Origin of the sequence: Tautonia sp. JC769 (assembly GCF_040717455.1) — a bacterium.
Taxonomy (GTDB): domain Bacteria; phylum Planctomycetota; class Planctomycetia; order Isosphaerales; family Isosphaeraceae; genus Tautonia.
In genome coordinates, this window is record NZ_JBFEFH010000052.1 from 1 (window position 1) to 15,837 (window position 15,837).

Annotated in this window: 11 protein-coding genes; all 11 read left to right on the top strand. The window is 69.9% G+C overall.

The window, feature by feature from the left end; genetic code table 11:
- The first annotated feature begins 814 nt into the window (after nt 1-814).
- Nucleotides 815-1,885, top strand: a complete 1,071-nt coding sequence (gene rlmN, locus AB1L88_RS26600; RefSeq protein WP_367099753.1) for a 23S rRNA (adenine(2503)-C(2))-methyltransferase RlmN — start codon at nt 815-817, stop codon at nt 1,883-1,885.
- 100 nt (nt 1,886-1,985) lie between these two features.
- The gene (locus AB1L88_RS26605) at nt 1,986-2,651 is read left to right on the top strand and encodes a sigma-70 family RNA polymerase sigma factor (protein WP_367099754.1); all 666 of its coding nucleotides are present in this window, start codon (nt 1,986-1,988) and stop codon (nt 2,649-2,651) included.
- 85 nt (nt 2,652-2,736) lie between these two features.
- The gene (locus AB1L88_RS26610) at nt 2,737-3,144 is read left to right on the top strand and encodes a hypothetical protein (protein ID WP_367099755.1); all 408 of its coding nucleotides are present in this window, start codon (nt 2,737-2,739) and stop codon (nt 3,142-3,144) included.
- A 232-nt stretch (nt 3,145-3,376) separates the two neighbouring features.
- Complete coding sequence (locus tag AB1L88_RS26615; protein WP_367099756.1) at nt 3,377-4,168, top strand: double zinc ribbon domain-containing protein; 792 nt, start codon at nt 3,377-3,379, stop codon at nt 4,166-4,168.
- A 3-nt stretch (nt 4,169-4,171) separates the two neighbouring features.
- Nucleotides 4,172-5,119, top strand: coding sequence for a hydroxymethylbilane synthase (hemC, locus tag AB1L88_RS26620; protein WP_367099757.1), 948 nt, complete (start codon nt 4,172-4,174; stop codon nt 5,117-5,119).
- A gap of 178 nt (nt 5,120-5,297) precedes the next feature.
- Nucleotides 5,298-8,123 carry a hypothetical protein gene (locus AB1L88_RS26625; protein WP_367099758.1) on the top strand — a complete coding sequence of 942 codons (2,826 nt, stop codon included), beginning with the start codon at nt 5,298-5,300 and terminating at the stop codon, nt 8,121-8,123.
- A complete protein-coding gene (locus AB1L88_RS26630; protein ID WP_367099759.1) occupies nt 8,032-10,074 on the top strand; it encodes a M14 family zinc carboxypeptidase in 2,043 nt (680 codons plus the stop codon). The genes AB1L88_RS26625 and AB1L88_RS26630 overlap by 92 nt, the downstream gene beginning before the upstream one ends.
- Nucleotides 10,075-10,078: 4 nt before the next feature.
- Nucleotides 10,079-10,888, top strand: a complete 810-nt coding sequence (locus tag AB1L88_RS26635; RefSeq protein ID WP_367099760.1) for a DUF1963 domain-containing protein — start codon at nt 10,079-10,081, stop codon at nt 10,886-10,888.
- A 63-nt stretch (nt 10,889-10,951) separates the two neighbouring features.
- The gene (locus AB1L88_RS26640; protein WP_367099761.1) at nt 10,952-12,727 is read left to right on the top strand and encodes a M14 family metallopeptidase; all 1,776 of its coding nucleotides are present in this window, start codon (nt 10,952-10,954) and stop codon (nt 12,725-12,727) included.
- 317 nt (nt 12,728-13,044) lie between these two features.
- Nucleotides 13,045-13,569: a hypothetical protein gene (locus AB1L88_RS26645; protein WP_367099762.1), complete on the top strand. Its 525-nt coding sequence runs from the start codon at nt 13,045-13,047 to the stop codon at nt 13,567-13,569.
- 261 nt (nt 13,570-13,830) lie between these two features.
- A partial coding sequence (locus tag AB1L88_RS26650; RefSeq protein ID WP_367099763.1) for an ATP-dependent Clp protease ATP-binding subunit occupies nt 13,831-15,837 on the top strand: 2,007 nt, incomplete at its 3' end.

Consider the following 15,837-nt stretch of genomic DNA (forward strand, 5'->3'; position numbering starts at 1 on the left):
CCAGACACGGATCGGCCTCTCCTGACGAGCGAGCCCTCTCAACCCTCGCCCCCGATTGCGGGGGAGAGGGTGGCCGCAGGCCGGGTGAGGGGGCTGCCACCGCAGCGTACCGAAACGAACAACCACCAGTAGACGCCAGATTTACGCCCGCTTACGCCTCCTGTTCGCCCAGCGACCTCTCGCCGACCGCTCCCCTGCACTCACCGACGACCCCCCTCCCGTCCCCTCCGCCCCGCTCGACGATACCTCCTCCCCCCCGGCACTCTCCCCCCATCGACCGCCCTCACCTCCCGAACCCGAGCCTCCCGAACCCGGTCCCAATCCCCGCTCACCGCACGATCCCTCGCGACGGAGCGAACCCATTTCCCCCCCGCGCACCGAACCGAAGGGCGGACATAACTCCCACCGGACAAACCCCTTGCACGACACCCCTCCTTCCCCTCTCCCCGGCGACGACCAGCGCACCGATCCCCCCCCGGCCCAGTGCGCAGGCCCGGAGCAAGCAGCCGCCAGGGGCGCCCTGGCCGACCCCTCCCGGCCCCTCCGCCCGGGCCGCGGATCGCCCGAACCCGGCGGTGTCGCCCCGAGCGCTCTCGCCCGAATCCCCGGGCTCGACGGGCGGAGCGAGCCATGATCCTGTCGGAGCCCCCCTGCCGCTCCCTGCCCCGCGGCTCCGCGCGAAGTCCCCTCACCGGGCTCCCCGGCCCCCCCAACCTCGCCCGACGTTCCGACTTCTCGCCGGGCCTCTGCCATGCGATAATCCAAGCAAGGTTCCCGAGTTCCGCGCCCTCGCGATTTCCCCCGACGAGTCCCCATGAAACGCCCCCTGCTCGACGCCTCCACCGCCGACCTCAGCGCCTGGATGACCGACCACGGCCACCCGACCTACCGGGCCCGCCAGGTCGTGCGCTGGGCCTTCGACCGCCGGGCCGAGTCGTTCGAGACGATGAGCGACCTGCCCAAGTCGCTCCGCGCCGAACTCGACGCCGAGTGGGCCGTCTTCGGCACCGAGATCGCCCACCACCACGTCTCCCCCGACGGCACCGACAAGCTCCTGCTCCGCTGCCAGGACGGCCGCACGATCGAGTGCGTCCTCATGGCCGAGGCCGACCGCCGGACCGTCTGCATCAGCTCGCAGGTCGGCTGCGGCATGGGCTGCGTCTTCTGCGCCAGCGGCCTCAAAGGGGTCGAGCGGAACCTCACCACCGCCGAGATCCTGGAACAGGTCCTCCGCCTCCGGAACCTCCTGCCCCCCGACGACCGGCTGACGAACCTCGTCGTCATGGGCATGGGCGAGAGCCTGGCCAACCTCGACCACCTGATCCCGGCCCTCGACCGCCTCTGCTCGCCCGAAGGGCTCAACTTTGGCCAGCGCCGGGTGACGATCTCGACCGTCGGCCTGCCCGAGAAGATGCGCAAGCTGGCCGAGCTGGACCGCCAGTACCACCTGGCCGTCTCCCTGCACGCCCCGACCCCGGAACTCCGCGACCTCCTCGTGCCGATCAACGCCAAGGTGGGGCTCGATGCCGTGATGGACGCCGCCGACGCCTACTTCCAACGGAGCGGCCGGCAGGTGACCTTCGAGTACGTCCTCCTCGCCGACCTGAACGACCGCCCCGAGCATGCCGAGGCGCTCGGCCGGCTCCTCAGCGGCCGCAAGGCCCACGTCAACGTCATCCCCTACAACCCGGTCGCCGGCCTGCCGTACCAGCGGCCGTCGGCCGAGTCGGTCCGCCGCTTCGAGCGGATCGTCCGGGATCGCGGGGTCAGCGTCAGCGTCCGCAAGACCAAGGGCCGCGAGATCGACGCCGCCTGCGGCCAGCTCCGCCGACGCCTGCAGCCCGACCCGAACCGCCCGGGCCTCGTCCCCCTCGGCCCGTCCTGATCCGACCGCCTCGCCGGGCAGGCGCCCCGATCTCACGCACCCGACTCATCAATCCATCAATCGTTCTTACCGCGACCGGACCTCCGGAGGGACCGACCCCGTGGCATCCAACGGCGGCCCGACCCAGACCCAGACCCAGACGCATCACCTCGAGCAGCAGCTCCTGGCCCAGGATCCCGACACGCGCCTGATGCTCCAGGTCCGGGACGACGTGCAGGGGGCCTTCGAGGTGCTCGTCCGCCGCTACCAGGACCGCCTGATCGCGGTGCTCGCCCACCTCGTCGGCGACGCCGCCGACGCCGAGGATCTCGCCCAGGAGGTCTTCCTCCGCATCTATCGCGCCCGCAAGGGGTACAAGCCGCAGGCCAGGTTCTCGACCTGGATGTTCACGATCGCCAACAACCTGGCCCTGAACCACCTGCGCGGCAAGGGACGACGCCCGGCCGGGTCGCTCGACACCGGCACCGACAGCCGCCCCGGCCTGCCCGCCGCCGAGCGGGTGGCCGCCCCCGGCGGCACCGCCTCGGGCCAGCTCCGCCAGTCGGAGCTGGGCGAGGTCGTCCGCGAGGCCGTCGGCTCCCTCGGCGACGACCAGCGCCTCGCCGTCCTGCTCAACAAGTTCGAGGAGATGAGCTACGCCGAGATCGCCGCCGTGATGAACCGATCCGAGGCCGCCGTCAAGTCCCTCCTCGCCCGGGCCCGCATGGAACTCCGATCGCAGCTCGAGCCGTATCTCCGCTCGGGCCAACGCCCGCCGTCCTCCTGAATTCCTGGCACAGTGATTGCAGCCCCTTGGCCTCCCACCTGGTCCTTGACGAAATGAACCTTTCAACCAATCCAGGAGCATTCTCATGATCCGCCTTACGACTCATCTCGGACTCGCGCTGAGCCTGCTCGTCCTCGTCGGCTGCGGCGACCAACCCGCCCCCGAGGAGAACGTCGCCAGCCCGGCCGAGGGCGCCCGGATCGAGAACCAGAACCCCACCACGCCGACCGTCGACGTGCCCGGCACCCCCGTGGACGAGGCCGCCCTGGCCGACGAGCCGGCCGCTCCCCCGAGCGATGAAGCGGCCATGCCCAACGACGCGGCCCCCGAATCCGGCGACGAGCCGAACGTCGAGCCGGCCCTGCCGGACAACACCTCCGACGACGGCTCGGCGGACGAGTCGGAGACTCCCTCCGACGACGGCTCCTCCGAGACCCCCTCGGGCAACGGCTCGGAATCGGAAGAGGAGTCGGGGGACAACCCGCAATCGTGACCTCCTGCCCGGCATCACCGGGACCGCATCGGCGCCGGGCGCCGGCGGTCCCGGCCCCCTCCCGCTCCCGCCGTCGCGTCGCCCTCGATCCCATCCCTCACGAACCGGGGCACGCCCCTACCGCGATCCGGCGTCCCTCGTCAGAATGGTTCCCGACGCAAGGCCAATCCCGGGGGCGGTCTCCGGGGCCTCGACGCTGCCCGACCTTGCCTCCCTTCGGAGCCGCCCGGCGATGGACGACGATCGAGCTTCCGGGCCGCTCGGGTCGCCGGCCTTGCGGGTCCTCCGAGAACAGCTTGGTCGGGCCTTCGGGGGGCTGGCGTTCCCCGGCTCCTGCCTCGTCTGCGACTCCTGGGCCGGTGCCGATCGTGCCTCGGCCGGCCTCTGCGACGACTGCCGCGACGAGCTGCTCGACGCCGCCGGGCCGGCCTGCCGCCGCTGCGCCCTGCCGGTCGGCCCCTTCGCCACCCGGGAGGACGGCTGCGGCGACTGCTCGGGCCGCCGCCTCGGGTTCGATGCCGCCCTGGCCATCGGCCCCTATCACGGCCCGATCCGCCACCTCTGCCTCCGCCTGAAGTCGGCCCGGGGGGCCTGGCTCGCCCCCCAGCTAATCGACATCCTGGTCGAAGCCCGGGCCGAGGAGCTGGCATATGCCGACGCCCGGGCCGTCGTGCCCGTCGCCTTGCACCCGTTCAGACACTGGCAACGCCGGTACAATCAGGCGGAGGCGCTGGCCCAGGCCCTCGCCGATCGGCTCGGCCTGCCGATGGTTCGAGGCTTGCGGCGCGTCCGGCCGACCTCGGCCCTCTGGCGGGCCGGTCGGGTCGAGCGGCACCGGCAGATGCGGGGGGCCTTCCAGGCCCATCGGCGACGCCTGGCGTCGCTGGCCGGCGCGCCGGTCTTGCTGGTCGATGACATCCTGACCACCGGCGCCACCTGCTCCGCCGCCAGTCGGGCCCTGAAGCGAGCGGGTGTCGGTTCGGTCGTGGCCGTCGTCATCGGCCGCGCCGAAGGGAGAGGGTGAGCGATGGACGGGGCATCGGTGGTACGGATCGGGACACGTGGCAGCGCCCTGGCCCGCTGGCAGGCCGACTGGGTCGCCGATCGCCTGCGGGCGGCCCACCCCGGCCTCCGCGTCGAGCTGGTCGAGATCCGGACCCGGGGCGACCGCGACCGCAACTCTCCCCTGGCCCAGATCGCCGGCGCCTCCTCCGGCGGCACCGGCCTGTTCACCAAGGAGATCCAGCGGGCCCTGCTCGACCACGAGGTCGAGCTGGCCGTCCACAGCCTCAAGGACCTCCCCACCCGAGGCCCCGACGCCTTGACCCTGGGCGCGGTCCCCGATCGCGAAGACCCGGCCGACGCCCTGATCGCCCCCCGGCACCGGACCCTCGACGCCCTCCCCGAAGGGGCGACCGTCGGCACCGGCTCGCTCCGCCGCCAGGCGATGCTCCGCCACGCCCGGCCCGACCTGAACGTCGTCGGCATCCGTGGCAACGTCGAAACCCGGTTGGCCAAGGCCACGAGCGGCGAGCTGGACGCGGTCGTCCTGGCCATGTCGGGCCTGCATCGCCTGGGGCTCGACGGGCAGATCACCGAGCGGCTCGGCCCCCCGGTCTTCCTGCCGGCGGTCGGTCAGGGGGCGCTCGGGATCGAGTGCCGGGGCGACGACGAGGCGACGCTGGCCGTGCTCGCCCCGCTCGATCATCTCCCGTCCCGCCGCGCCGTGCTGGCCGAGCGGGCCTGCCTGGCCGAGCTGGAGGGGGGCTGCATGGTCCCCCTCGCCGCCTGGGGCCGCCAGGTCGAGGGCGACCTGCTGGCCCTCGATGTGGCCGTCTTCGACCCCGACGGCCGAGAGCGGATCGACGCCTCGTGGACCGGCCCGCGGGACGACCCCGAGGGGCTCGGCCTGCGGGTCGCCGCCGACCTGAGGGCCCTCGGGGCCGACCGCCTCCTGCACGCCGCCCGCACCTGAATCGTGACGCAACCTCTTCCCCCGTCTTGACAAAGGAGCCGAAGCCCGAAACCTCCCTGGACGATCGGGAGCATCTCGGCCATCATGCCCGTTCGGACGGTCGAACGAGACGCGGAGGCGTCGTCCGGGTGCCCGGTTGCCGGGCTTCCGGACTTGAACCGAGGGAGCGGTCAGGACCTTGGAAGCCGAACGACGCGGCGATGATCCGGCGCTTGATGCCGGGCCGACGGCCCCCAGGACGGGGGCTCCGCCGGTCTCGACGAGGCGACTGCGCTGGGTCGCGGTGGCGGGCCTGGTGGCCCTGATCGCCGTGACCAGCCTGGCCGTCGCCCGCGTCAACGCCTGGTTCGTCCCCCCCTACCTGATCCTGATGGCCTGGATCCTGCTCGGACCCCGGGGCGGCCCCCGCACCAGGGCCACCGGCGACGCCGGGGCCGATTCCGGGGCGGGCCTCCAGACCGCCGACCGCCTGATCCCCCCTCCCGCCCCGTCGCCAGAGCCCGAACCGCCCGCACCCGCCGAGCCTCCGGCCAGGCGAAGCCGCTTCGGCATGCGGCGCCGGGTCGATCCGGCCCAGGCCGACCCGGTCCCCGAGCCCTCGGCCGCGGCCCCGGAACCGGACCCCAGGGAGCCTCAACCGTCCGCCGTCCGGGGCTGGTTCGCCCGCCGGAAGCAGGCCGCCACCCTCGACGACCCCGAGCCGACCGAACCCCCGGCCTCGTCCGAGCCGACGCCCGAGGCATCGGCCGAGCCGGCGCCCCCGACCCCCGCGCCGAAGACCCGACGCCGACGCCGCAAGAAGGCCGAGCCGCCGCCCGAACCGCCGACCGAGGTCGCCTGGGTCCGCGTCGGCCCGAACCAGTTCGTCCGGCAGGAGACCCCGCTCTCGACCGACCCGAACGCCGACCCCGACGGCTCGCCCGAAGGCCCCCAGACGCTGGATGGCTCGGTGGCGATGGAGCCGAGGGTCCTCGAGACCCCGAACCTTGATCCGCAGCCTCAGCCCGAACCTGAGCCGATCCCTGCCGCTCCCGAGGCGCCTCCCCTGCCCCTCGGACCGGATCCGGTGGACCTCTCCGCCGCGCCGACGATCGAGGAGCCACCGACGGCTCCGAAGGAACCCGGAAGCGATCTCGAACCCTCGACCTCTGATCCCGAACCTGGACCTGATCCCCAACCCCTGCCGGAACCCGAGTCCTCCGGCTTCGGACCGGCGACCCTCGACGAGCCTGATCTGCCCGAGCCTGAACGCTACGATCCCCCTGGAACGTCCGACGACTCCGAGACAGAACACGAAGCACAATACGACACATCAGAACATTTTTATCAAAAAATTGAAGGGCCGTCCTCTCGGGATGAGGATGATCTCGACGCCGATCCGAAGGGTGAGTTGTCCGGCCAGCAGATCGACGACTTCCCGGACGACCTGGATGTCACTCCTCCCGAGGAAGATGACAACGACGACCCCGAAGACGACGAGGAAAACGAGGACGACGGACCCGAAGACGACGACCCACCGCCCGACGATGACCCCGAAGACGATGATCCCCCGCCCGACGACGATCCGAACGACCCGATTCGCCATCACTGGGACCCGGACGACTTCGACGACGAAGGAGATCAGGACGACTCGGCCGACCCCTCGGAGGACGAGGACCCGGCCGCCCTCGGCCCCGACACCGAGGATGACGAGGCGCATTGGTCCGAGCACCATCCCGGCCAGGATTCCGCTCAGTCTGAGGAGGAGGACGACGACGACGAGGACGAGGACTGGAACGACGACGAGGACGAGGACGACGATCGCTGGGGAGCCAGCGCCGCGGAGCTGGCCGAGTCGATCGTGGGGGATGCCTACCACTCGCCCGAGCCGCCGCCGCCCGAGCCGACTCCCCCGGCCCCGCCGCCGCCGCAGCAGCCCGAGGCCGCGATCGGGCCGGACCAGGGGGGGATCGTCGGCTATGGCCAGGACTTGCAGAGCTATCTGAATGATCTGATCACCATGTCCGGAGGCGTCGGAGTCGTCCCCGCCCCGGCCTCCCCGCCGCCGATGGCTCCGTACCGACCGGCGCCTCCGCCGGCCCCCGAGCCGTCCGGACCCGAGCTGCCGACCCCCCGGGAGCCGGAAGCAGCCTCCGCCGACGGCGACCGGACCGGCTCCTCCGACGAGGACGACGACGCGGCGGCAGGCTCGGCCTCGCCGCCCGATCGGGTCGAACCGGCCGAACCGATCGGCCCGGCGACTCGGACCGCCTCCGCACCGGACCACCCGGACACCCCGGACGAGCCACTTTCATCAGAAGACCGCCACCTCGCCCCATCGAACCCGGATGAGGCGATCGGCCGACCGCTCCTGCGACCGGGCACCCGCCTGACGATCAGCAAGAGTCCGGAGCAGAAGACGGCCGCTGGCCGCGCGACCATCTCGACGACGCATCCTGAGAGTTGTGAATCGAGCACATCCTCGCACCGTGATCGACGCTGCCGACCGCGAGACCCCCACCTGCCGAGGGCCCCGCCGGGCGGTGGGTTCGCTGCACCGCCCCTCGACCGAATCGAGGGCCGTGCCCACCCCATTGACCTGATGGACGCGCGGAAGCGATCGGCCCGGCCGCGACCCGACGCCGATCGGAACCGAACGTCCTGGGTCAATCTCCGGCGCCTGTGCTCGACCCCTCGCGACCTCGGCCGCGACCCGAGCCTCGCGAGCGTCGAGCATTCGGGAGCCTTCGGCACCGGGCGGCCTCGGGGAGACCTCGCGAATCTCCCCGACGAGGCCGCCCGGTCCGGCTTGTCTTGCCGGGCCACTGCGGGGGCTGGTTCCGCCCTGCTCGGCCGGTTAGAGTCGATCTCCGAACTCGTTCATTCCGCCGACGATCGACCGCCTGTTGCCCTTGCCACCGAGAGAACGCACCGTGATCATCCAACGGATCGGAGCGCTCGCGACGCTCCCGCACCTGCTCGCGCTCGTCGTCCTGTCGCTGCCCGGCCCGACCCGGGCGGATGACGCTCCCGCGCCGTCGCTCGTGCCGCAGGGGTATCTCGATGCCGAGGCCCTGACGATGCGCCTGCAAGGGCTGGCCGAGGCCCAGCCCGACGCCGTTTCCGTGCGGTCGATCGCCGAGTCGGGCGAGGGGCGGGACGTCTGGCTCGTGACCCTCGGCGTGCGTCCCGATGAGGAGGACGGTGCGGCCCACCGGCCGCCGGCCGTCCTGATCGTGGCCAACCTGGAAGGGGATCACCTGGTCGGGAGCCAGGTGGCGCTCGGCCTGATCGAGCGGCTGGCCGATCCGGATGAGGAAGACGAGGCGATCGCGGGCCTGCTCGATCGGCATACGGTGTATGTCGTGCCTCGGCTCAATCCGGACGGGGCCGAGCGGCTGTTCGAGACCCCTCGCCGGGCGATGCGGACGAACCTGACGCCGACCGACGAGGACCGCGACGGCCAGGCCGACGAGGACGGGCCGGACGACCTGGACGGCGACGCCTTGATCCTCCGCATCAGGTTCAAGGACGCCGAGGCGACGCTCGTGCCCGACGAGGACGACGCGCGTATCCTGCGGCCCGCGAAGGAGGCCGAGGGGGAGCGGGCGATCTACTCCGAAGCGGCCGAGGGGACCGACCTCGACGGCGACGGCGAGCGGAACGAGGACCCGAGCGGCGGCGTGAACCTGAACCGCAACTGGCCCCACGCCTGGACCGAGTGGAACGACGAGAGCGGCTACAGCCCGGCCAGCGAGCCGGAAGTCCGTGGGCTGATCCAGTTCTGCTACGACCATCCCGAGATCGGTGTCGTCTGGACCTTCACCTTGCACGACTCGCTCCGGACCGAGCCGAAGAAGCCGGAATCGAAGCTGGCCGACGCCGACCTGCCGTACTTCGTCGCCCTCTCGAAGGCGTATCGCGAGGCCATCGCCCCGCCGAAGGAGGACGAGGAGCCGGCGTCGAAGCCCGAGGCCGACGCAGATGAACCGGCCGAGGCGCCCGTGCCGGCCCCGATTCCTGACGGGGCGGATCCGCTGGCGGGCTTGTCGGAGGAGGTCCGCAACCGGGTGATCGAAGCCTTCGAGAAGTTCCCGGACGATGAGCAAAACCGCTTGATGAATGAGTTTGAGAATGCGACCCCCGAGGAGCGCGGTAAGATGCTCGCCCAGTTCGTGGCCGACCTCGACAAGGACGAGGAAGAGGACGAACCGGAGCCATCGAAGGAGGAGGCATCGAAGGAACCTAAGCCGACGGGCGACGGCCTGGCGCCGACGAACGCGTCGGCCCTGGGGGCGACGACCGACGGGGCGATGAGCGAGTGGGCCTATCACCAGTTCGGGGCGGTGGCCATCGCCTCGTCCCTCTGGCCCGGCCCGACCTTGCCGGAGCCGGCGGAAGGGGAGGAGAGGCCCCCGACCGACGGCGAGAAACGCTGGCTGTTCTGGAACGACACCGTGATGGGAGGCCGGGCCTTCAAGGGGTTCGAGGAGGTCGAACATCCGACGCTCGGCAAAGTCGAGGTGGGCGGCTGGCTGCCCGGCGTGCGGGTGAATCCGCCGATCGAGGAGGTGGAGGGGATCATCGAGGCGCAGTACCGTTTCCTCAACGACCTGGCCGGACGCGTGAATACGCTTGAGATCGTCGATGTGAAGGCCGACGCTAGGGGCGGCGGCGTGTTCGAGGTGTCGGCCCGCGTCGAGAACCCGGGATACTTCCCGACGGCGCTGGCGCAGGGGGTGACGACCCGGCAGGCCGCCCCGATCGTCGTGCGTCCGGTGCTGGGGGAGGCGAAGCTGCTCGGCGGGCCGATCGTCGATCGGATCGATCGGCTGGCCGGTTCGGGCGGCTCGAAGGAATACCGCTGGCTGGTCCTGGCCCCCGAGGGGGTGGATTCGGTCGCGATCGAGGCGTCGTCGCCCAGGGCGGGCAAGGCGGTGGCGGAGGTCGAGCTGCCTCGCGAACCCGGGAGGTGATCCGATGGAACTCGATGCGTTGCTCCAGCGGCTCGGCCCCTGGTTCGATCGGCACCGGCGCCTCGCCTGGCGGCCGATCACCGAGGCGGGCGACAGTCCGATGCCCTGCTCGAAGTTCTCGGGCACGCCCTGGGTGCCGGAGGGGGCGGATTGGCCCCGCTGCCTGCACTGCGGCCAGCCGACTGCATTGTTCCTGCAACTGGATCTGGGCCGACTGCCCGAGGGGATAGGCGGGCCGGCCGGCTCGGGACTCCTGCAATTCTTTTATTGCGTCAACACGAACCCGGAATGTGAGCAGGAGTGCGAGGGCTGGTCGCAATTCTCGGACGCCCATCTGATCCGGGTCATCCGGCCGGATGGGCCGGCCCGGGACGACCTGGCGCCTCGGTTCGAAGCGTCCTTGCCCGCCCGGGTCATCACGGGTTGGGAGCCGATCGACGACTATCCCCACGCCGAGGAGTTTGCATCGCTCGGCCTCTCGATTCGCTTCGATGACCCGTCGTCGAGGGCATACGATCGGATCACGATCGAATGCCCGGAGGTCGGGCTTTTCGAATCGGGGCTTCCGGTGGCGTACTGGAACGACCCGGGCCTGAATCGCTGCGTGCCGGGAGACAAGCTGGGCGGCTGGCCCTTCTGGATCCAGTCGGCCGAGTATCCGGACTGCCTGACGTGCGGACGCCGCATGAATCCGGTCTTCCAGATCGATTCGGAAGACAACCTCGCGTTCATGTTCGGCGACGTGGGGTGCGGCCACCTGACCCGGTGCCCGGACCATCCGGATATGCTGGCCTTCGGTTGGGCATGCAGCTAGCCAAACACGCCGATCCATTCGCGTTCAATCATTCGTACCCCTCACAACTTGCGGCACGACCTTATGAGACACCTGATCCTGATCGCCCTCGTGATGACCGGCAGCGTCCTGGCCTCGCGACCTTGCCGGGCCGACGAGGCGGCGAGCCCGTACTTCGAGCCGAAGGTGAAGCTGGCGTTCAACCGCCTGTACGACTATCCCGAGCTGGTCGAGGCGATGCGGGCGTTGGTGGAGGGGCATCCGGAGTTGCTGTCGATGGCCTCGGCGGGCAAGAGCTTCGAGGGGAGGGATCTGTGGTGCATCACGATCAACAACCCGGAGACGGGTCCTGATACGAGCAAAGCCGCGTTCTACTGCGAGGGGAACATCCACGGCAACGAGGTGCAGGCGGCCGAGGCGTGCCTGTACATGGTCTGGTACCTGGCGGAGAACTACGGCAGGCTCGACCGCGTGACGGAGATGGTCGATCAGCGGGCCTTCTATGTGGTCCCGACGGTGAACCCCGACGGCCGAGCCTGGTGGTTCAACGGGCCGAACACGACGAACAGCTCAAGAAGCGGCAAGGCCCCGATCGACGACGACCGGGATGGATTGAGCGACGAGGACGGCTATGACGACCTGAATGGCGACGGGCAAATCACCCAGATGCGCCGCAAGAGCCCGGACGGGCCGTTTGTCGTCTCGCCGGTCGACCCGAGGGCGATGGTGCCGATCCGGCCCGATCAGGAGGTCCGGGGGGACCGCTACGAGCTGCTCGGCTACGAGGGGATCGACAACGACGGCGACGGCCGGGTGAACGAGGACGCACCGGGCGGTTACGACATGAACCGCAACTGGCCGGCCGACTGGCAGCCGGGCCACATCCAGGGGGGGGCGGGTCCGTATCCGCTCTGCTGGCCCGAAACCCGGGCGATCGCGGAGTTCATCCTGGAGCGGCCGAATATTGCCGGGGTGCAATCGTACCACAACGCCGGGGGGATGATCCTGCGAGGCCCGGCGCATCCGAGCCGCGACGGTGAGTACCCACGAGAGGATGAGAACCTGGCCCGGACGATCGGCGAGGTCGGGGCGCGGCTCCTGCCGTTCTATCGGAACTGGATCATTTACAAGGATCTGTACGCGGTGCGCGGCGGGTTCGTGAACTGGACGTACGAACATCTCGGCATCTTCTCGTACACGAATGAGCTGTGGAACAACGCCCAGTTGCTCGGCCCGAGCCCGGCGGGGGGATCGACGTTGGAGCAGGCGGTGGGGGCGACCGGGCAGGAGGCGCAACTGTTCGCGAATGATCGCCTGATGATGGGGGCGAACTTCGTGGAGTGGGCGCCGTTCGATCATCCGACGTATGGGCCGATCGAGATTGGCGGATTCGTGAAGGAGTCGCAGCGGGTGCCGCCGCCGTTCTTGATGGAGGAGCTGTGCCACCGGAACACGGCGTTCGTGCTCTACCATGCCGATCAGATGCCGTTGCTGCGGTGGGGAGACGTGGAGGTCGAGGCGATCGGCGAGGGGGTGTATCAGGTGACGGCCGAGGTGGAGAACGCCCGGGTCCTGCCGACCCGATCGGCCCAGGCGAGGCGGCGGAACATCGGCCTGCCGGATCGGGCGACGATTGCGGGGGATGACCTGACCGTGCTGGGGGGCGGCCGATTGCTGGACAGGGACTTCGGGCGGCTTGAGCCGGTCGAGCACGGTCCGGAGCGGGTGATGTTCCCGGACGGGGTGGGCGGGCGGTCGATCGAGCGGGTCCGCTGGTTCGTGCAGGGGTCGGGGGAGGCGACGATCCGGTTCGAGGCGGAGAAAGGGGGCACCCTGGAGCAGACGGTGACGCTGGAGTGACGGGTGACAGGACATTCCGTCGGGGGTGCGGGGGCCTCGGCGAATTCGCACAGCGGGGAGTGCGGGCGGGGGCCCCCTCACCCGGCCTGCGGCCACCCTCTCCCCCGAAGGGGGCGAGGGTTGGGAGGGGAGGCTCAGTGTCTCCTGGCGGGGCGGCTTCCCGAGGGGGCGAGGGTTGGGAGGGGGTGACGCGAAGCGAGGTTGCCTGGATGAGGGAGGTTCGCTAGACTTCCAAGTGTCCCAAAAGGAAGGGCCGGGGCCTTCGACCGGATCGGGGGGCTCGGGCGAAACGGGGTCGAGTCGGAAGGAGCCGAACCATGCCCAGGCGATTCTGGATTGCCGCGTTGAGCCTGTGGCCGGGCTTGCCGCAAGTGTGGTCGGGGCAGGAGGTGATGGGCCTGATCCTGGCGAGCGTCTTCGCCGGGACGTTGAACCTGGCGATCGTGACGCACCTGATCTGGACCGAGGCGGTGCCGCAGGCGCTGACCACGTTCGTGACCGCCCTGGCCGTCGGCACCTGGCTGGCGGGCCTGGCGTACACGCTCTGGTGGGTCTGGCGCTGCCATCCGGAACGGTATCGGGCCGAGATCGAGCGGATGTACCGGGAGGCCACCGAGCATTACCTCTGCGGGCGATGGAACGACGCGAGGAGGCGGTTCGAGCAAATCTTGACGATGGACGAGACCGACGCCGACGTGTACATGCACCTGGGGACCTTGTTCGTGCGGATCGATCAGCCGGACGAGGCGCGGCGGGCGTTTCGCCAGTGTTTGGAGCTGGAAGGGGGCACGAAATGGGGGTGGGAAATCCGCCGGGCCCTGGACCAGATGGGCGAGCAATGACCGGAGGACGGCCCCGGAGCGGCCCGATTCCACCCCGCAGAGGTTGAAATGCGGGGGACGACTGCCGACAATTGGCAGTAAGAACAGTCATCGGCACCGGAGCGGGGCCTCGGGCCGACTGTCGGATCGCGGGAAGCGTCCCGCGGGCCGGTCCGAACCGATTGGCAGAACAAGCGGTCGCACCGCGTCGTAACACCCGTGAGGATGCCCCGGACCGGCGCGGCCCCGGCCGGGCCGGACAGCCGTCGGAGTCGATCGCTGATGTACGAACGTTTCACCGACCGTGCTCGGAAGGTGATGCAGCTGGCCAACCAGGAGGCCCAGCGCTTCAACCACGAGTACGTCGGCACCGAGCATGTGCTGCTGGGCCTGGTCAAGGAGGGCAGCGGGGTCGCGGCCAATGTGCTGAAGAACCTCGACGTCGACCTGCGGAAGATCCGGGTCGAGGTGGAGAAAATCGTCCAATCGGGCCCGGACATGGTCACGATGGGGAAGCTGCCCCAGACCCCCCGGGCCAAGAAGGTCATCGAATACGCGATCGAAGAGGCCAGGAACCTCAACCACAACTACGTCGGGACGGAGCACTTGCTGCTTGGCCTGCTGCGTGAGCAGGAGGGCGTGGCCGCTCAGGTCTTGATGAACCTGGGCTTGAAGCTCGAGGAAGTCCGCGAGGAGGTACTCAACTTGCTCGGTCACGGGATGGACGCAGGCGGCGAAGCAGAACGCGGTGGCGGCGGCGCCGCGGCCAAGGGCGGCAAGTCGAAGACCCCCGCCCTCGACAGCTTCGGGCGAGACCTCACCGAGCTGGCCCGTCAGGGGAAGCTCGACCCGGTCATCGGCCGCCAGAATGAAATCGAGCGAGTGGTTCAGATCCTCTCGCGCCGCCAGAAAAACAACCCGGTGCTGCTCGGCGAGGCCGGCGTCGGCAAGACGGCGATCGTCGAAGGGCTGGCCCAGTTGATCGTCGACGCCAACGTGCCGGAGCTGCTCCGCGACCGTCGGATCGTGGTGCTCGATCTGGCGATGATGGTCGCCGGCACGAAGTACCGCGGCCAGTTCGAGGAGCGGATCAAGGCGGTCATGAACGAGGTCCGCCGGGCCAAGAACACGATCCTGTTCATCGACGAGCTGCACACGCTCGTCGGCGCCGGCGGGGCCGAGGGGGCGATCGACGCCTCGAACGTCCTGAAGCCGGCCCTGGCCCGGGGCGAGGTGCAGTGCATCGGCGCCACGACGCTCGACGAGTACCGCAAGTACATCGAGAAGGACGGGGCCCTCGACCGCCGCTTCCAGATGGTCGTGGTCAACCCGCCGAGCAAGAGCGAGGCGCTGGAGATCCTCCGCGGCCTGCGCGACCGCTACGAGGCGCACCACCGCGTGCAGATCACCGACGAGGCGCTCGAGGCCGCCGTCGAAATGTCGGATCGCTACATCTCCGGCCGATGCCTGCCGGACAAGGCGATCGACGTGATCGACGAGGCCGGGGCGCGCGTCCGCCTGAAGGCGATGACCCGTCCGCCCGACCTGAAGGAGCTGGACGAGCAGATCGAACGGCTCAACCAGGACAAGGAAGAGGCCGTCGCCAACCAGGACTTCGAGCGGGCCGCCGCCCTGCGCGACCAGGCCGACAAGCTTAAGAAGAAGAAGGAAACGATCACCCGCGAGTGGCGAGAGAAGGCCAAGGAAGTCGACGGCACGGTGGACGAGGAAGTCGTCGCCGAGGTCGTCTCGAAGATGACCGGCGTGCCGCTCACCCGCCTGGAGGCCGAGGAGACCGAACGCCTCGTCCGGATGGAGGAGGAGCTGCAGAAGAAGGTCATCAGCCAGCGCGAGGCGGTCAAGCGGATCAGCCAGGCGGTGCGGCGCAGCCGGGCCGGATTGAAGGACCCGAAGCGGCCGATCGGCAGCTTCATCTTCGCCGGGCCGACGGGCGTCGGGAAGACCTTGCTGGCCAAGAGCCTGGCCGAATTCATGTTCGGCGAGGCCGAGGCCCTGATTCAGATCGACATGTCCGAGTACATGGAGAAGCACAACGTCAGCCGCTTGATCGGTGCTCCTCCGGGCTATGTCGGGTATGAAGAGGGTGGCCAGCTCACCGAGAAGATCCGGCGCCGGCCGTACTCGGTGGTCCTGCTCGACGAGATCGAGAAGGCCCACCCCGACGTGTTCAACATGCTCCTGCAGATCATGGAAGAAGGCCGCCTGACCGACAACGTCGGCCGGGTCGTCGACTTCAAGAACACGATCATCATCATGACGACCAACGCG

Coding starts and splice junctions, on each gene's coding strand:
- rlmN (WP_367099753.1), top strand. CDS start 815: ATGAAACGCCCCCTGCTCGACGCCTCCACCGCCGACCTCAGCGCCTGG.
- AB1L88_RS26610 (WP_367099755.1), top strand. CDS start 2,737: ATGATCCGCCTTACGACTCATCTCGGACTCGCGCTGAGCCTGCTCGTC.
- AB1L88_RS26615 (WP_367099756.1), top strand. CDS start 3,377: ATGGACGACGATCGAGCTTCCGGGCCGCTCGGGTCGCCGGCCTTGCGG.
- hemC (WP_367099757.1), top strand. CDS start 4,172: ATGGACGGGGCATCGGTGGTACGGATCGGGACACGTGGCAGCGCCCTG.
- AB1L88_RS26635 (WP_367099760.1), top strand. CDS start 10,079: ATGGAACTCGATGCGTTGCTCCAGCGGCTCGGCCCCTGGTTCGATCGG.
- AB1L88_RS26640 (WP_367099761.1), top strand. CDS start 10,952: ATGAGACACCTGATCCTGATCGCCCTCGTGATGACCGGCAGCGTCCTG.
- AB1L88_RS26645 (WP_367099762.1), top strand. CDS start 13,045: ATGCCCAGGCGATTCTGGATTGCCGCGTTGAGCCTGTGGCCGGGCTTG.